Annotated in this window: 16 protein-coding genes; 10 read left to right on the top strand and 6 right to left on the bottom strand. The window is 44.8% G+C overall.

The genetic code is table 11. From position 1 onward, the window contains the following. The first annotated feature begins 63 nt into the window (after positions 1 to 63). Positions 64 to 924, top strand: a complete 861-nt coding sequence (locus FHS10_RS23075; RefSeq protein WP_259095658.1) for a DUF4407 domain-containing protein — start codon at positions 64 to 66, stop codon at positions 922 to 924. Between the two features lie 386 nt (positions 925 to 1,310). On the opposite strand, the gene FHS10_RS23070 is transcribed toward FHS10_RS23075, so the two are convergent. Next, positions 1,311 to 1,733 (bottom strand): VOC family protein, encoded by a 423-nt coding sequence (locus FHS10_RS23070; protein WP_259095656.1) that lies wholly within the window; start codon positions 1,731 to 1,733, stop codon positions 1,311 to 1,313. Between the two features lie 123 nt (positions 1,734 to 1,856). Here FHS10_RS23070 and bshA point away from each other — a divergent pair, with 123 nt between their 5' ends. The 5 genes from bshA to FHS10_RS23045 all read left to right on the top strand — a co-directional run bounded on the left by bshA (position 1,857) and on the right by FHS10_RS23045 (position 7,906). Then, positions 1,857 to 2,999, top strand: a complete 1,143-nt coding sequence (gene bshA, locus FHS10_RS23065; protein WP_259095654.1) for an N-acetyl-alpha-D-glucosaminyl L-malate synthase BshA — start codon at positions 1,857 to 1,859, stop codon at positions 2,997 to 2,999. A 376-nt stretch (positions 3,000 to 3,375) separates the two neighbouring features. Beyond that, entirely contained in the window at positions 3,376 to 3,810 is a 435-nt protein-coding gene (rpiB, locus tag FHS10_RS23060; RefSeq protein ID WP_259095652.1) for a ribose 5-phosphate isomerase B, read from the top strand. Between the two features lie 200 nt (positions 3,811 to 4,010). Beyond that, on the top strand, positions 4,011 to 5,555 hold the full coding sequence (locus FHS10_RS23055) for a M28 family peptidase (RefSeq protein ID WP_259095650.1): 1,545 nt from the start codon (positions 4,011 to 4,013) through the stop codon (positions 5,553 to 5,555). A gap of 294 nt (positions 5,556 to 5,849) precedes the next feature. Continuing rightward, the gene (locus FHS10_RS23050; protein ID WP_259095648.1) at positions 5,850 to 7,238 is read left to right on the top strand and encodes a LutB/LldF family L-lactate oxidation iron-sulfur protein; all 1,389 of its coding nucleotides are present in this window, start codon (positions 5,850 to 5,852) and stop codon (positions 7,236 to 7,238) included. 122 nt (positions 7,239 to 7,360) lie between these two features. After that, positions 7,361 to 7,906: a dihydrofolate reductase family protein gene (locus tag FHS10_RS23045; protein WP_259095647.1), complete on the top strand. Its 546-nt coding sequence runs from the start codon at positions 7,361 to 7,363 to the stop codon at positions 7,904 to 7,906. Positions 7,907 to 8,330: 424 nt separating this feature from the next. On the opposite strand, the gene FHS10_RS23040 is transcribed toward FHS10_RS23045, so the two are convergent. From FHS10_RS23040 to FHS10_RS23020, 5 genes are all read right to left on the bottom strand, one after another. Then, entirely contained in the window at positions 8,331 to 8,936 is a 606-nt protein-coding gene (locus tag FHS10_RS23040) for an HAD family hydrolase (RefSeq protein ID WP_259095644.1), read from the bottom strand. Beyond that, positions 8,933 to 9,289 carry a hypothetical protein gene (locus FHS10_RS23035; RefSeq protein WP_259095642.1) on the bottom strand — a complete coding sequence of 119 codons (357 nt, stop codon included), beginning with the start codon at positions 9,287 to 9,289 and terminating at the stop codon, positions 8,933 to 8,935. The genes FHS10_RS23040 and FHS10_RS23035 overlap by 4 nt, the downstream gene beginning before the upstream one ends. 445 nt (positions 9,290 to 9,734) lie before the next feature. Continuing rightward, positions 9,735 to 10,733 (bottom strand): glycoside hydrolase family 43 protein, encoded by a 999-nt coding sequence (locus tag FHS10_RS23030; RefSeq protein WP_259095641.1) that lies wholly within the window; start codon positions 10,731 to 10,733, stop codon positions 9,735 to 9,737. A 188-nt stretch (positions 10,734 to 10,921) separates the two neighbouring features. Next, positions 10,922 to 12,178, bottom strand: a complete 1,257-nt coding sequence (locus FHS10_RS23025; protein ID WP_259095640.1) for a DEAD/DEAH box helicase — start codon at positions 12,176 to 12,178, stop codon at positions 10,922 to 10,924. Positions 12,179 to 12,570: 392 nt separating this feature from the next. After that, a complete protein-coding gene (locus tag FHS10_RS23020; protein ID WP_259095639.1) occupies positions 12,571 to 12,999 on the bottom strand; it encodes a CBS domain-containing protein in 429 nt (142 codons plus the stop codon). A 431-nt stretch (positions 13,000 to 13,430) separates the two neighbouring features. Here FHS10_RS23020 and FHS10_RS23015 point away from each other — a divergent pair, with 431 nt between their 5' ends. From FHS10_RS23015 to FHS10_RS23000, 4 genes are all read left to right on the top strand, one after another. After that, positions 13,431 to 14,480: a hypothetical protein gene (locus FHS10_RS23015; protein ID WP_259095638.1), complete on the top strand. Its 1,050-nt coding sequence runs from the start codon at positions 13,431 to 13,433 to the stop codon at positions 14,478 to 14,480. 346 nt (positions 14,481 to 14,826) lie between these two features. Then, positions 14,827 to 15,489: a 3-keto-disaccharide hydrolase gene (locus FHS10_RS23010; protein WP_259095636.1), complete on the top strand. Its 663-nt coding sequence runs from the start codon at positions 14,827 to 14,829 to the stop codon at positions 15,487 to 15,489. A gap of 126 nt (positions 15,490 to 15,615) precedes the next feature. After that, positions 15,616 to 17,349 carry a GMC family oxidoreductase gene (locus FHS10_RS23005; RefSeq protein WP_259095635.1) on the top strand — a complete coding sequence of 578 codons (1,734 nt, stop codon included), beginning with the start codon at positions 15,616 to 15,618 and terminating at the stop codon, positions 17,347 to 17,349. 21 nt (positions 17,350 to 17,370) lie between these two features. Then, on the top strand, positions 17,371 to 18,009 hold the full coding sequence (locus FHS10_RS23000) for a gluconate 2-dehydrogenase subunit 3 family protein (protein ID WP_259095633.1): 639 nt from the start codon (positions 17,371 to 17,373) through the stop codon (positions 18,007 to 18,009). Positions 18,010 to 18,182 lie beyond the last annotated feature (173 nt).

The following is an 18,182-nucleotide window of genomic DNA, read 5'->3' as shown; positions in this document are numbered from 1 at the left end:
ATCCGCCATGGTGCGGGATGAAATTGTATTGCCCTATTTTTTAAAATTTAAGATCGACAGAAAATGAAAACAAACTATTTAAAACGCAGCCTGCTGATAGTGGCAATGGCTGTAACTACTACTACCTATGCCCAAAAGAAAGCCAAAGTAGATGCCGGCGATTATGAGTATAGCAATTACGACCAAACTATCATCCGGAATGGAAAACAGCTGGAGCAAATTAAAACTAATTGGAACGGCACCATTTACAAAATTGAACTGGTTAAAGATAAAATGACCGATTTGTATGTTGATGGCGAAAAGATCCCCGTTGCGCGATGGGGAGAGTACAGCACCGTAGTTGGTAAAATAAGGGAGCAGATCCGTAAAGACAGGATTCAGGCTAAGAAAGATCAGGCGCAGGCGTTGGTAGACCAGGCTCAGGCCCGTCGTGATCAGCAACAGGCACTTAAAGATCAGGCCCAGGCAAAACGCGACCAGGAACAGGCAGTGCGCGACCAGGAGCAAGCCAAGCGTGATCAGCAACAAGCCGAAAAAGACCAGGCCGAAGCAAAAGAAGGACAAGTGCAGGCACAGAAAGACCAGGAACAGGCCTTGCGCGACCAGGAGCAGGCCAAAAAAGACCAGGAACAAGCCCGGCTTGACCAGATCCAGGCCAAAAAAGACCAGGCTCAGGCCGCGGAAGACCAGCGACAGGTTAAACTACTCACTGCCGACCTGGTGAAGGATGGCATTATTCCCAACGCCGATGCTTTGCATGAATTAACCCTGAACGACGAAGAAATGACCGTTAACGGCAAAAAGCAGCCCGACACCGTTTTTAATAAATATAAAGGAAAGTACAACCGCTTTACCAAATTAAACTTCAGCTATGGCAACAGCAATGGGGTGCATACTTATCAAGGTTTACATATAAGTCATTAAAGTTACCGATGACAAGTTGTAGATCCCAGGCTTACGGAGTTTTTAAAACCCGTAAGTCTTTCGTCGCTTTGTCACTTTCGCCTTCAGAGGCCGCAGGTTTTACAACTACCCATGACAAGTTGTAAAACGGAAGTCATCCCGAACTTGTTTCGGGACCCCACAGGACAGGTAACCCGCATGATGTATACTTAGCGAGTGGGGTGCTGAAACAAGTTCAGCATGACATTAGGATAGTGTCGCTTTGTCATTTCCACCTTCACAGGCCCCATATTTTACAGATCTCAAAGGGAGTCCTCCAAAGGTAAAAATCCTTTATCTTTTGTCCCCTTATCCTTTGTCCAAAAAGTCCCAAAGTCCTTGGTCCTTAATCCCAAAATCCTTGCTCCCTAAAGTATCTGATTAAATTCCAGCCGCTCGCCATCGGGCCCGGTAATGTTGAAATACTTGCAGCCGTTTTTCCAGAATTGCAAAAAAACAGGTTCAGGTTCCAACACATTAAACCCGGCTTCGGTTATTACTTTAAAGGCTTCATCTATATCGCTTACATCAAAAGCCACGTGATCTATGTGGCCATTGCTCCTGGCTTTTATCTCTGCCAGGCCGGCATCCGGTAATTGATACAACTCTATGGTCATATTTTCGCGCTGCATCATTACACAGGTGCCGGTGCCGCCGTTATCGGTAAATGATGCCTGCATTACGTTGGTAAAGCCAAGGTGCCTATAAAAAACCTGCGACGCGGTAATATCTGTAACCGGGATGCCTATGTGTTGTATCGCGTTGATTTTTAAATTGATAACATTGCTCATGTTTGGTATATTGGTAAATGATGTGTTGCAAAAAAGTTACTTAACTAAGTTAAATCATTTTACACAGTGTTAACACATTTCAAATAAATTGCTGTTAAACTTGCGTCGAATTATCCAACATAAATGAAAATCGGTATTGTTTGTTACCCAACCTTTGGCGGAAGCGGGGTTGTTGCCACTGAACTTGGTAAAGCCCTTGCAGACCGCGGTCACCAGGTACATTTTGTTACCTATAACCAGCCTGCCCGGTTAGACCTTTTTTCCGAAAACCTGTTTTACCACGAGGTATCGGTAAGCAATTATCCTTTGTTTGATTTCCCGCCCTATGAACTGGCCCTGGCCAGCAGGCTGGTTGATGTGGTACGCCATGAAAAGCTGGATGTACTGCATGTACATTACGCGATACCCCATGCCTCGGCAGCATTTATGGCCAAGCAAATATTGATGACCTACGGCATTTATATCCCGGTGGTTACCACCCTGCATGGTACCGATATTACCCTGGTAGGTAAGGATCGTACCTTTAAACCGGTAGTTACTTTCTCTATCAATCAATCCGACGGGGTAACCGCTGTATCTGAAAATCTGCGTGAGGATACTTATAAATTCTTCGAGATTGAGAACGACATTAAGGTGATCCCTAACTTTATCGACCTTAACCGTTTCAGCCTTAAAGCAAAAGATCACTTCAAAAAAGCCATAGCCCCTGCCGGCGAAAAAATACTGGTACACACCTCCAACTTCCGTAAGGTAAAGCGTACCGAGGATGTGATCAAGATCTTCGCCAAAGTAGTTAAAAAAATCCCATCTAAATTACTGATGGTAGGCGACGGACCGGAGCGCTCTGGCTGCGAATACCTTTGCCGCGATTTGGGTGTTACCGATAACGTGCGTTTTTTAGGTAAACAGGATGCTATTGAAGAAATTCTTTCTGTTGCCGACTTGTTTCTGATGCCGTCGCAATCTGAAAGCTTTGGTTTGGCAGCTTTAGAAGCTATGGCCTGTAAAGTGCCGGTGATAAGCAGTAACGCAGGTGGCTTGCCCGAACTGAATGTTGATGGCGAAACCGGTTTCCTGTGCGACGTTGGTGATGTGGATACAATGGCCGAAAAAGCCATCTACATTTTGGAAGATGAAGCCCGCCTGGAGCAGTTTAAAGATAACGCCCTTGCCCGCGCAAAACAATTCGATTTATCGACCATATTACCCGTTTACGAAAACTATTACCTGGAAGTGATTGAAAAATGTAAGGATAAGGTTGCATAGTTTATTCATAAAAAACATCCGTCATTGCGAGTTGTAAAATCGGGCGGACTTTGAAGGTGGAATGACAACATCGCCCCCTTGTCATTGCGAGGAACGAAGCAATCTCGTCGCCATGCATATTCGCTCTGTATGGCTACGAGATTGCCACGCTGCGCTCGCAATGACATATTTTTATATTTGTCATGGGTAGGAACGAAGCAATCCCCGATTAGCAAAGCAATGATACAAGGCCGCTCTGTACAGTTCGGGGATTGCTTCGTGCCTCGCAATGACGGGAAATTTCCCATTGTAACAATCTTCTTATTAAAAATCTGCTCATCTGAAACCTGTGCATCTGTCATCTGAATTTTGCATATTCGCAAAAAAGTATTAACAGATGAACAAAGGGTTAAAAATTGCTATAGGGGCAGATCATGCCGGATTTGATTATAAAGAAGCTTTAGCTGCCGGTTTTCAGGCAGATCAATTAAAGGATTTCGGCACATACTCCAATACCTCAGTTGATTACCCCGATTTTGCACATCCCGTTGCATCCGCAGTTGAAAGCGGCGAATACGACTTGGGTATCCTGGTTTGCGGCAGCGCCAATGGCGTGGCTATCACCGCCAACAAGCACCAGGGAATCCGCGCCGCCATCTGCTGGAATGAAGAATTAGCCGTACTGGCCCGCAGCCACAACAATGCCAATATTGTATGTATCCCCGCCCGTTTTATCAGCATTGATGAAGCCAAAAAAATTGTTGAAGCATTTTTAACCACCAATTTTGAAGGCGGCAGGCATGCTACACGAGTAGGGAAAATATCTTGTTAGAGGACTTTAGGATTTGCGGACTGTAAGACTTTGGGACAAAAGACTATTGGACAAAGGAATAAGGACTTTGGGATTTGCGGACTGTAAGACTTTTGGACAAATGAATAGGGACCGAGAATTATACCTCCAGTGCAGCTGTCTTACTACTTGATACTAACTACTTACTACTAAAAGAGAAACTGACTAATTAATTATCATAAATGAAAAAAGTAACATTGTTGGCATTTTCTGCGGCTTTTGCCGTGAATGCCTGCGCGCAGCAAAACCCTACTGCTATGAAGTACGGGAAGCTCATCAGCGCCGAAGATGCTAAAAGACATCTCAGCATCCTGGCATCTGATGCGTTTGAAGGTCGTGAAACCGGTAAGCCGGGTGCCGAAAAAGCCGCTAACTACATTGCCGGCGAGTTTAAAAAATTAGGTTTACAGGCACCTGTAAACGGATCGTATTTTTTTGATGTGCCATTGGTACAAAGCGTGTTGAAGGTATCGGCCTTTACCGTTAACGGTAAAGCTTTTACCTTGGGCGAAGACTTTTTCCCTAACGGAAGCGTATCTGATAACAGTATCAAAGCAAGCGATGTGGTTTTCGTAGGTTACGGTACCGAAAGCGAAATTGGCTCGACCGACCTGGCTGGCAAAATTGTATTGTGGATTAACGAGGATAAACCTGAAGCTGGCAAAACAGCAAATACGGCACCCCGTATGAGTACTGCCCGCACAGCCATTGTTAAAAACCTGCAAAGCAAAAACCCGGCTGCTATTGTTGCCGCTAACGGCGAACTTACTGCCATGTTGAAACGTTATGGCAGAAATGTTACCAGTCCGCGGTTAACTATTAAAGAAGATGTAAAAGCGCCTAAAGCTGCTGTGCCTGTATTTATGGTGACACCAGCTGTAGCCGACGAATTGGTAAAATCAACCGGGAAAACTTATGCTGATTTAAAGGCAGCGGCGACGACAACTCCTGTGGTAACTACCAAGGCCGATTTTGTTGCCACCTATGGTAATGAGCGTAGCGATGTTAAAGCGGTTGACGTAGTTGGTTTTATGCCGGGTACCGATTTGAAAGATGAGGTTTTGGTATTTTCGGCCCACTATGACCATATTGGTTTGGTGAATGATCCTAACGCTAAAGATAAAGTGAACAACGGTGCCGATGACGATGGCTCTGGTACTACCGGCATCCTTGAAATTGCCCGCGCGTTTTCGCAGGCAAAAAAAGATGGTCACGGTCCGCGCCGCAGCGTTTTGTTTTTGGGTAACGTAGGCGAAGAAAAAGGCTTGCTTGGTTCTGAGTATTATACCGATCATCCTATTTATCCTTTGGCTAACACCATTACCGATTTAAACATCGATATGATCGGTCGCGTTGGTGAGGAGTACATTGGCAAAGCCGACTCTGCAAACTATGTATATCCAATTGGTTCGGCCATGTTAAGCAAGGATTTGCATGATATTGGCGAAAAAGCCAATGATACTTACACCCACTTAAAACTGGATTATAAATATGATGACCCTAATGATCCTAACCGCTTTTACTATCGTAGTGATCATTACAACTTTGCAAAACACGGTGTGCCCATTATATTTTATTTTAACGGAGTACATGCCGATTATCACCAACCGGGTGACGAAGTAAGCAAAATTAACTTCCCGTTATTAGCTAAACGTGCCCAACTGGTATTTTACACCGGCTGGGAATTAGCAAACAGGGATAAAAAACCTGTTGTTGATGGGAAATAGTTGATTTGGTTGATTGAGTTGGATTCGGTTGATTGAGTTAGAATAAGTTGATTAGGTTGAATTAAGTTCATCTGATAAAACAAAGCTAATTAACTCATTCTGACGACAGGTTTACTAATTTAATCCTACGCTATAAAAAGAAAAGCGAGGCGCATATTTTGCGCTTCGCTTTTTTTTATGATCAACTCACTCAACTTATTCTAACTCAATCAACCGAATCCACCCCAATCAACCACTCACTTAATCAACTCAATCCACCCCAATAATTAAACAAAAAACGTTACTTTCGCATATATGGGTAGCACCGCCGAAGATTTTTTAGTAGCATCGGAAGAAAAGGCATTTGATTTGGATCATCGCCGTATTATCAATAACAGTATTGATAAATATACCGCGGCGGCTACCAGCGGAATCTCCAGGATAGCCAACCTTGACAATGCCAAAAAGAAGGGGCATGTGATTAAGTGGAAAGTGATGGAGAACCTGGATAAGTTTTTACCCGAGTTTGAAAGCAATTTTCAGCGCCGCGGCGGCAAAGTGATCTGGGCCAATGATGCCGAAGAAGCCAACCGCGAAATCCTCAACATTATTCAGCGTGCCAAAGCCAAAACGGTAGTAAAATCAAAATCGATGGTTACCGAAGAAATTCACCTCAATGAGTTTCTGAAACAAAACGGTGTTGAATCGCTGGAGACAGATCTTGGCGAATACATAGTACAGTTGCTGGGCCAGGCACCTTACCATATTGTTACCCCGGCCATGCACCTCAGTAAAGAGGATATTGCCCAGCTGTTTAACAAACACTTTGGTACACCTGTTGAGGCTACACCAGAGCAATTGACCCTTAAAGCACGTGAATTACTGCGCGATAAGTACCTACAGGCCGATGTAGGCATTACAGGTGCCAACTTTCTGCTGGCCGATACCGGCAGCGTAGCCATCAGCGAAAACGAAGGCAACGCGCGGTTATGTACTACCTTCCCCCGAATCCACATAGCGGTGGTTGGTATAGAAAAGATCATTCCATCCATAACCGATCTGGATTTGTTTTGGCCAATGTTATCTACCCATGGTACAGGGCAAAACTTAACGGTTTATAACACCATTTTAAGCGGACCAAGGCAGGCCAATGAAACCGATGGCCCCGAAGAAATGTATGTGGTATTGGTAGATAACGGGCGCACCAATCTGCTTGCCCAGAAAGAACAACGGCAGGGTTTATACTGCATCCGTTGCGGGGCCTGTTTAAATGTTTGCCCGGTTTATCAGAACATTGGCGGGCACACTTATAATACTACTTACAGCGGGCCTATTGGCTCTATTATAACTCCACATACCAATGGCATGGCCGAGTTTAAGCACCTGAGCTATGCCTCAAGTCTTTGCGGCAGTTGTACCGAGGTTTGCCCGGTAAAAATTGATATCCATAAAATGCTGCTGCTTAATCGCCGAGACGCGGTTAACGAAGGACTGGTGACTACCAAAGAGCGTTGGGGCTGGGCGGCCTGGAAAAAAGGCATGCTTAAACGCAGCATGATGGATTTTTTGGGCGGTAAAATGAAAAACTTTTTCCTCAAATTTTTCTTTAAGAAAACCTGGGGCCATCTAAGAGAGATGCCGGTAGTTGCCGAAAAATCGTTTGCCAAACAATGGCAGGAAAAGCACCAGGGCGAAGAGCAGTAAACAAAAAGATATAAAAAATATGTCATTGCGAGTTATAAAATCCAGAGGATTCTGAAGATGGAAATGACATGGCGGGCTTGTCATGGGTAGGAACGAAGCACCGACATACTGAAACTTATCATATGCGAAGAGTAATTTTAAACCTGGCCGTGAGCCTCGATGGTTTTATTGAAGGCCCCAACGGCGAATACGATTGGTGCTTTAACGACCAGGACTACGGGATGACCGAATTCCTGAACAATTCTGACGCCATTTTTTTAGGCCGTAAAAGTTATGAAACGCTGATGGCTGCCGGGCCGGAACTATTTGCCGCGCTTAAGCTATATGTTTTTACAGATACTTTAACAAGTGTTGACGGCAATGCCGAGATTATCCGCTCTGCCGATTTTGAGCGGCGGGTAAATGAGGTCAGGCATTCGGAAGGGGGCAATATCTGGCTGTTTGGGGGTGCCCAATTGGTATCGGCCTTTATAGATCAAAAGCAGATCAATGAGTTTATACTATCGGTACACCCGGTGCTCCTGGGAGCGGGCAAACCGTTGTTCAATATAAAAGAACGTACCAACCTGATGTTTTTAGGCAGCGAAAGTTTCTCAAGCGGCCTGGTGCAACTCCGTTATACTTTTAAGCCGGAGTTTGATATGAGTATGATTGATTCTTTGGGGTAGGAATATCTGTAACCGTTTCCCTCAAATTCAGCCCGTCAGGGAAATCGCCCCTGATTTTTTCAGATAGTGTAATAGCTTTCACTAAGCAGAATAGGTAGCCGCTATGCGGCATCTTGTCGGGACGTTCTCTGTTCTACAAATGGGTAGCCGCTACGCGGCAGATTTGCATATGAAATACATAAACAGGTTGAATTGATGTGCTTTTTGAAAAAATTAAACGATTTCAATAGTAGTGTCTCGGTCGTTGATCTATAGAAAAATATCCATCAAATTGATAATGCCGCATAGCGGCTACCTGTTTGTAGCACAAATAAGATAGGCTTTTTTGCTCCATAGGAGCTACCTTCTCCCACATAAAGTTTAAACAGCGATTTGCCGGTTAGGCTATGCGCCTGCTTTTCACCGCGCCATTTGGGATCTATATTTACAAGATCCCTAACGCATTTAACTCAACCTCCAACTCTTCTGCCGATTTAAAGTGAATGCTCTTGATTCCCATCTTTTCAGCGGCAAGCACGTTGCGGTAGTTATCATCGATAAAGAGGGCTTCAGAGGCGTTAACCTGGTATCTATCCAAAAGCACCTGATAAAATGCGGGAGTTGGTTTGCGCATCTTTTCGGTGCCGGATACTACTACGCCATCAAACCAGGTTAAAAAATCAAAACGGGCAAAAGCAAATGGAAAAGTCTCGGCCGACCAGTTGGTAAGCGCGTAGATCTTGTATTTGTTACTTTTTTTCAATTTCCGAAAGATCTCGACCGTGCCATGAAAAGGTTCGCCCAACATCTCAATCCAGCGGCTATAAAAGGCCCGGATATTGGCCTCATGTTCGGGGAATTTCGCTACCAGTAAATCTGTGCCTTCCTGCAAGGACCTGCCGGCGTCCTGGTCCTCGTTCCAGTCGGATGTGCAAACATTGGCCAAAAAATCCAGCATTTCCTGCTCGTCATCAAAAATGGTGCGGTACATGTAATGCGGGTTCCAGTCAATTAAAACCGCGCCCAGGTCAAATATTATGGTGTTGATCATTTCTTCTTATCGGTGTGCTCGTAAATCTTCGCGTCAATTACTACAGAATCTTTCATGGCTAAAATAAGCTGCTTCACGTAATGAGGTTGGCCGGGTTTATTTACCTCGTCAATTTCATAAATCATTTGAGTAGGGTTGCTCTGCTGGGGGCGGTGCAACAGGTGAATTACCTGCTGATATCTCAAACCCTTTAGCTTATAATTTTGCAAAAGATCCTCAACCATTTTATTACGATAGGCAAAGGTAAGGCCGTCGCCATCATTCCAGTTATCACGATCAAACTTGGCGTGGCTACAGGCTGTAAATAAAAGTATAATTAAGCTTAATAAGGCTATTGTGCGTTTGTTGAGCATGATGATAAGTTTCACACATCAAATATAGCTATTAGCTTAAAATTTAAAGTAAATACTTAGGAGGCATCCAGGGAAATCGCGTTTAATTGGGTTAACATAACTTAACATATTTTAGATATGGTATCATGTAATTTCCTAATAATCAATATTTTATATTTTAACATGGTTAACACTAAACGGATGTATGGCGCAATTTAGGGGCATCCAAATATTTGTGCCTGTTGTTGGCCAATACATTCCATTCGATACCTGGATCATTTAACCAGCACCAGGCAATAAAAACAACGTATTGTTCGATGCTTATATCTTCCTGACGTCGTTAGCTTATTCCGTTACCTATTATTAAATAACAGCTTATCCCCCTTAATTATTTAGATGCGTTTGCCCTTAGTGGTCATCATTCACAAATGACGACCACTAAGTACTATACCTGGAACAAGCTGTTTTATTTAATCTTCCTCGCCGTAACCCCCTCATTGGTGATCTTCACCGGTTGGATCATGCCATCTTTATCAAAATACATTTTATCAATGCACATTACCCGGTGGTTGCCGTCGGTTTCTGTTAACGGGCGGCGGTGGTACACAATATACCATTCATCGGTACCCGGCACGTTAATAACCGAATGGTGGCCCGCGCCGGTGGCAATACTGGCATCCTGTTTTAAAATGGTAGCAATTCGCTTAAACGGTCCGAATGGGGTATCGCCCACAGCATAAGCTACGCGGTAATCGGGACCCGTCCAGCCGCCTTCGCTCCACATAAAATAGTATTTGCCTTTGCGTTTAAACATAACCGGGCCCTCTACATAACCCTCGGGGGTTATTTTTCTGTAGGTAACGCCATCTTCAAAGGGTACAACGCCGGTAAAATCGTTTTTAAGTTTTACAATATTACACTGGCCCCAGCCGCCATATATCATGTAGTACTGGCCATCATCGTCTTTAAAAACAAACTGGTCAATAGGTTGTGCTTTGTTGATGATCTGGTCTATCAGCGGTTTGCCCAGGTAGTCTTTAAACGGACCTGCCGGGTTATCTGCCACGGCTACGCCAATGCCGCCTTTTTCGTTATTGTTTTGGATATCATTCGCGCCGAAGAAGATGTAGTATTTGCCATCCTTTTCAGTAACAGCTGGTGCCCAAAGGGCGCGGCGTACCCATTTAACACCACTGGTATCAATAACGCGTGGGTGCTTGGTCCAATGCACCAGATCGGGCGATGAAAAGGCATCCATAAAAACCTGCTCATTGTATTTGGCCGAGTAGGTGGGGTAAAGCCAGTATTGTTTGTTGAAGATCTTGGCTTCAGGATCGGCATACCAGCCTTCAACTACGGGGTTGCCCGATGTTTTTTTGTCCTGCGCCAAAGCCTGTTTAGCAGGTGCGGTTATTGCAGCAACCAAAGCTGTTGCCAAAAAGATTTTGCAGATGCCTTTTTTCATAAAGGAGTTTTATAAGACCGCTAATATAACAGCTAAATTGGTTTAGTTGAAACACCACTTTTTTTGTAGAGACGCAATATTTTGCGTCTCCCGCTTTTTTTGTAGAGACGCAATATTTTGCGTCTCCCGCGTGCAAATCAAATATGCAAAGTGGCTCTGTACAGCCGGAGACGCAAAATGTTGCGTCTCTACGAAGGGTTGCTGCTATTACCGCCGCTATTGCTGTTGTTTTTCGGTTTCTTTTGACCCCAGCGTTTGTTTGGCCGGTTGGGTTTGCGTTTATCATCAGATTGCGCCGAATGTGGTGCCGGCTGGATAGAAGCCAACTCATCGGGCACACCAACTACACGAATGACACGCTCCATTAATTGCTCAATGTTTTTAAGCTTACGTTCGTCGCGGTGGTTCACAAAGGTGATGGCAGTACCGGTTGTAGCCGCACGGGCGGTGCGCCCAATGCGGTGAATATAATCCTCCGGATCGCCGGGAACATCATAGTTAACCACCAGGTCGATACCTTCAACGTCGATACCGCGCGAAAGGGCATCGGTACCAATGATAACCGGTAGCTGTTTGTTTTTGAATTTAAGCAGGATCTCTTCACGTTCCTTCTGCTCCAGATCGGAGTGGAAGGCCATGGCGTTGATCTTGATGGCTTTTAATTCTTTATATAACGATTTTACGATCTCCTTGCGGGAAGCGAAAATAATGGTGCTTGAGTAGGCCAGATCGCGCAGAATGAGTTGCAGTAAAGGTGTTTTTTGCTGATCATGCACCCGGTAGATCTGTTGATCTATCCCTACCGCTGGCTGCGAAATAGCGATATTGATCTGTTGCGGATCTTTCAAAATAGCCTTGGCCAATGAACGGATGCGCCCCGGCATGGTGGCCGAAAACAGCAGCGTTTGCCTGGTTTTGGGCAGGTAGCTGATGATCTTCATGATATCGTCGCTGAAACCCATGTCGAGCATGCGGTCGGCCTCATCTAATATCAGGTGGGTAAGGTGGTTAAGCTTTAACACACCCGATGTAAGGTGAGCAATCAAGCGGCCGGGCGTAGCTATAATGATATTCACGTTGTTTTGAATGCCACGGCGCTGCTGCTCATAGGCCATACCATCGCCGCCGCCAAAAACGGCAATGGAGCTTACGCCGGTAAAATAGGCCAGGCCTTCAACCTGTTGATCTATCTGTTGGGCAAGCTCGCGGGTTGGTGCTAAAATAAGCACGCTGGTTTGGTGTTTGGCCGTACCGGTTATATGGTTTAGCACGGGCAGTAAATAGGCCCCGGTTTTACCCGTACCCGTTTGGGCGCAGGCAATGAGGTCGTGTCCGGCTAAAATGGTGGGGATGGCCATTTCCTGTATAGGCGTAGGGGTGGTGAACCCCATACTTTGCACACCCTCAAATAGTTGTTCGTTGAAATTAAAATCCTGAAAAGTCACTATATCTTATAAGTAAATTATGCAAGGTATGAAATTTAAACGGGATATAGTTGGCCCCCTCTAAATCTCCCCCGGTTGGGGAGACTTTTTAAACGGATATTTTAAAGCCGTTCCTACGGACACCGTGTATACACCTCTTTTTTATTTACCGTATAAATAACAAACGTTGTCATTTCGAACGAACCAGGTTGGGATTGTGCGCAGGAGGTGAGGAGAAATCTTATAAAAGCGGACATTCGACCATGCTAAGCGTATAAGATTTTTCGCTGCGCTCAAGAGAGAGAGTTTCTCCTCGCACCCCCGCTTTTACCCTGCGCTTGTTCGTTCGACATTTTATTTATTAAAAAGATGTGTACACACAGTAGCCTATCCGGGAGGGTTGGGTGGGACTATCAAGAATGTATATACCCCCTCAACTGCTCAATAGTTTCCTGCTGACTTAGGATAGTCTCGGTCACCAGGTCATTGATAGAGATAATACCGATCAGCTTATCGGCGCGGAAAACGGGCAGGTAGCGGATATTGCTTTCGCTCATGATGTGCATGCAGGTTTCAATGGAGTTTTCGGGCAGGATGCGGGGCAGGCCGGTGCTCATGATCTCGCGTACCAGGGTTTCGTGCGATGATTTCCCTTTCAGGATAACTTTACGGGCGTAATCGCGCTCGGTGAGCAGGCCAACATATTCTCCATCTTCGGTAACCACTACCGAACCGATATTTTTATCGGCCATTAACTCTAACGCTTCTAAAACGGAAGTACCGGCATCAATACTGATGGCACCACCTCCCTTACGGGCAAGGATGTTTGAAACTTTGATCATGATACTGAGGTTTAATTAAGAATTGGCTTACAATCAAATATAATAAAACAGAATTAATTGCAAGCGTTTTTTAAACTATAAATATCAACAATTGAGGCATTTAGTTTGGCGGATGATGATGCGGGGAAAAATAACCACCCTCGTTTTAATTGCGGCCTCGCTTTACTCCAATTTTAGGTAATAAAGCTGCAAACGCATCCGGTTACCCTGTTAACCACTAACAATTGGTAGCCAACTGTAATGTTACTGTAAAACCTTAGGGGTTTTAACGCCGTATTTCCCTAAAAGCAGCAACATTGACGCTTAACTGACACTGTGCCGTTCCTATAAAAATGAATAATATTTAATATTGCACGCAGTTTTTAACGTGTTCGGTTACCTTATTAATTATCTAAACACTTACGGTTATACATACATTTATACTTATTAAATTGATCACATTTGCACCTTTGAAAGCATCTTATAAAAGAGTTGCTTTAACCCATATATTTTCTCGCGCTTTAGTTGTTCTTTGTGGCCTTGTGTTTTTAAGCAATCTTACCGCCGGTGCTGCTACCCCAGATACTGTTAAAGTAAAACAGGAAGCTGTCAGCCCCGATTCGGCATTATTGAGGGAGCGCATCATCAATCATAATTTTGGCAGCATTTACGAAGAGAACCTAAAGCTGTCTTTTGGCGGCAACGAATATTTTAACAAGGTAAAAACCCAGCTAACTGCCGATATCGCGCCCAATTTTATCCTGTTTAGCACGCCCAAATCGCGCTTTATGTTTGTGTTTACGCCAAGGATAAAAATCCGTTTGTTGGCTTCGCAGGGGGCACCGGTTAAAACGCCAAGTTATATGCCGGGGGCATCCATATTTTTCAGGGTTAACGAGGATTCATTTAATCCAAAGTTCTTTTCGTTTGCTTACTCGCACCACTCCAATGGCGCCAGGGGGCCATCAGAAAACCCGGATGGTACCTTTAATGTAGAGGACGGTAAATTCACTACCAATTTTTACACCCTTACTTATTTTAGCGGTAAACGGGTAGATAAGCAAGACCTGGTTGCAGAACGTTATGATAACCTGGGCCTTGAAGTACATGCCGGCTTGTTCAACCTTGGCTTATCCGAAGGCTTGAAAGACCATTACGGTTTTGTGCGCATCAACGGCGGCCGTATGTACAATTTTATCAAAGCTTATGACGATCCATTGGAGCATGGCCGTAAAACCTATGCCAACTGGCAGCGCATCCAATTTGATTTCACGTATATAGCTGATAAGTACGATAACTACTCTGCCATCAATATCAAAAAGCGTTTAAACGTTAGTCTTAAATATTACTACTCGTTCCCATTTATGCAGGGATCTGCCCTGGTGATTGGCGGCGGTTACCGTGGCCAGGATGATTATAACCAGTCGTTCCAGGATAGCTATGGCTATGTTACCATTGGCTTAGCCGCGGGGCTGTCTTTTGGATATCATAAGCATTCGTAAATGGTGAGTGGTGAGTGGTGAGTGGTGAGTGGTGAGTGGTGAGTGGTGAGTGGTGAGTGGTGAGTGGTGAGTGGTGAGTGGTGAGTGGTGAGTGGTGAGTAAAAATGCCCATCAAGTTAACCAAAATCCAAAAAATCTAATGAATCTGTTTAATCCCGGTTCAGAAAAAAACTGCCCACTGCAAACTGCCTGCTGCAAACCGCCCACCCAACCTATCCACATTTTTACAAAGGCATTCACGGCTGTTTGTAATTTATTTTTCCGATAATCGTTTTAGCATTAATAAAAAGCCGATATATTTAACCACCTAAAAAAGTATCTGCATTAATTTACTAAACAACTATCGATGAAAAAGATCTTACTTAGCCTTTTGGCTGTCCCTGCGCTTTATTTTAGCTCGTCGGCACAAACAACAACCTTGTTCGACGGCAAAACCACTACCGGCTGGCACACCTACTTAAAAACCGGTGCCGGTGCATGGAAAGTGGTTGACGGCGCTTTAACCCTCGACCCGAAAGCCGAACAACAAGGCGACCTGGTTACCGACGGCGAATATGAAAACTACGAACTTACTTTAGAGTGGAACATTGAAAAAACCGGCAACAGCGGTATTATTTTCGGTGTTCATGAAGATCCTAAATTTGGCGCTACTTACCAAACCGGCATCGAGATGCAGGTATTGGATAACAAAGATGCCGAAGACAATAAAAAAGCCAATCACCTGGCCGGCTCATTATATGATATGAAAGCCCCATCGGCTGATGTTTGCAAACCTGCCGGCGAATGGAACAAGGTTAAACTGCGTAAAAAAGATGGTCACCTTACTTTTTGGTTAAACGGCACCCAGATAGTTGATACCCAAATGGGCAGCGACGAATGGAAAACCATGATAGCCAACAGCAAGTTTAAAACCTGGGCCGATTTTGCCGCTTACCCTAAAGGGCACATCGCTTTGCAGGATCATGGGCACGTGGTAGCGTTCCGTAAAATCAAAATTAAACAACTGTAATAATTTTTAACATAAACGTATTTTGCGCACAGCGTTCAATATATTTATAGCGTTAATCCCATTTCCTGATGCATGCCGCTGGTGTGCATTTTTCCTGTTTTAAACAAAGGATATTTTTGAGATAATATGAGCGATCTACAAATTAAAAAATCATCAGAAACCTATGATGTAGTTATTGTTGGCTCTGGTGCCGGTGGCGGTATGGCTGGTTATGTTTTGGCCCACGCCGGTGTTAAAGTGCTGATGCTGGAGGCGGGTGCCTACTTTGATCCGCAAAAAGATTCGGCCCAGTTAAAGTGGCCATGGGAGTCGCCGCGCCGTGGTGCCGGTACCACCCGTCCTTTTGGCGATTTTGATGCCGCTTATGGTGGCTGGCAAATTGATGGTGAGCCTTATACCACTAAAGATAAAACCGAGTTTTACTGGTTCCGCTCGCGTATGCTGGGCGGCCGTACCAATCACTGGGGCCGTATTTCGTTACGCATGGGGCCGCATGATTTTAAGGCCAAAGACGGCTTAACTGACGACTGGCCAATCACTTATGAAGAGGTAAAACCTTTTTATGACAAGGTTGACCGCATGATAGGCGTTTACGGTACCAAAGAAGGTTTGGAAAACGAACCGGATGGTATCTTTTTACCTCCACCAAAACCAAGGCTAAATGAGCTTTACATTGTTGACGGTGCCAAAAAGGCGGGGGTGACTATTATCCCCGGTCGCGGTGCGGTATTGACAGAAGCTTTACCAAATAATAAAGACCGTGGTGCCTGTTTCTTTTGCGGCCAGTGCGGGCGCAGCTGTAAAATTTATGGCGATTTCTCGGCATCGTCATGTTTGGTTATCCCGGCTATAAAAACAGGTAATTTAAAAGTGATCACCAATGCGATGGTGCGCGAAGTAATTACCAACAAAGAAGGCCTGGCAACCGGTGTATCCTATGTAAACCGCGAAGATTTACAGGAATACCAGGTAAATGCCAAAACGGTAATACTGGGTGCAAGTGCCGGCGAATCGGCCAGGATCTTACTGAACTCAAAATCAGAAGCGCATCCGGGTGGTTTGGCTAACAGCAGCGGCGTAGTTGGTCACTATTTACATGATTCTACCGGTTCAAGCGCCGGTGGCTTTTTGCCCCAGCTAATGGATCGTAAACGCTATAACGAGGATGGTGCCGGTAGTGTGCACATCTACTCGCCATGGTGGTTAGATAACAAGAAACTGGATTTCCCTCGCGGTTACCATATTGAATATGGCGGCGGCCTGCATATGCCATCATACGGCTTTAGCGGCGGTATCCACAACATGAATGGCCTGGTGCCGGGTAAAGATGGTAAACCGCATGAAGCCGGTGGCTACGGTGCTTCCTTAAAAGAAGATTACCGTCGTTTTTATGGTACCCAGTTTGGTATGGCCGGGCGTGGTACCGCTATTGCCCGTTATGATAACTATTGCGAGATAGACCCCAACGTGGTTGATAAATACGGTATCCCGGTATTGCGTTTCCATTACAAATGGGCCGATGACGAGATCAAACAAGCCAAGCACATGCAGGAAACCTTCCAGGAAATTATGCACAACATGGGCGCTATTTATGGTGGTCCGCAAGGCCCCGAAACCAATTATGGTTTAGAGGCCCCGGGCAAGATCATCCACGAAGTGGGTACCATCCGTATGGGCGACGATCCCAAAAAATCGGCATTAAATAAATATTGCCAGGCGCATGATTGTAAAAACCTGTTTGTGGTTGATGCTGCGCCGTTTGTACAGCAAGGCGATAAAAACGCTACCTGGACCATCCTGGCCATGAGTATGCGTACCGCTGAATACATTTTACAGCAAAGAAAAGCATTAAACGTTTAACAGCTAACCCAATAAAATATCATGAACAGACGTGACTCCATTAAAGCCTTAGGCTTTACCACACTATCGGCAGGGTTATTACTGGAAGCCTGTAAAACCGATACCAAACCAGCCGAAGAGGCGGCCCCGGCAGCAGCAGAGGCCGAAGCCGGCCGCCAGGCCTTTGAGGTTGACCGCGATAAAAAACTAAACGGCGATAAATTCTTTACCGCGGCAGAAATGGCTACCATTACCGTTTTGGGCGATATTATTATCCCTAAAGATGCCAAATCGGGCAGCGCATCTGATGCCAAGGTGCCGGATTTTATTGAGTTTATTGTAAAAGATATACCAGATCATCAAACCCCGATGCGTGGCGGTTTGCGCTGGTTAGATTTGCAATGCCTTAACCGCTTTGGTAAGGTATTTACCGATTGCAGCCATGCCCAGCAAATTGAACTGGTTGATATGATTGCCTATCCTAAAAAGGCCAAGCCAGAAATGGCCCAGGGCGTAGCCTTTTTTAACCGCATGCGCGATTTAACCGCGTCGGGCTTTTATACCACCAAAATGGGTATAGATGATATCGGTTACGTAGGCAACTCACCCAACAAATGGACCGGCGTACCTGATGATGTGCTAAAACACTACAACATGCAGGATGTAAAAGCAGGAGTTTAAATATAAACAAAAAAGGTGTCGAAAGACACCTTTTTTGTTTTGGGAGGATATATTAAAAAATACTGTCATCCTGAGTAAGTTTTATTTGCGCACAAATAATCGCATTGCAAATGACACGAATAGTTATGAGTTTTGCTTTATAAAAGCAACTTATGGCAGTGTAGCAGTTTAGC

This window comes from Mucilaginibacter dorajii, assembly GCF_024808255.1.
GTDB classification, from domain to species: Bacteria; Bacteroidota; Bacteroidia; order Sphingobacteriales; family Sphingobacteriaceae; genus Mucilaginibacter; species Mucilaginibacter dorajii.
The sequence above is the reverse complement of the archived record's forward strand: the minus strand, read 5'-3'. Positions and strand labels throughout refer to the sequence as shown.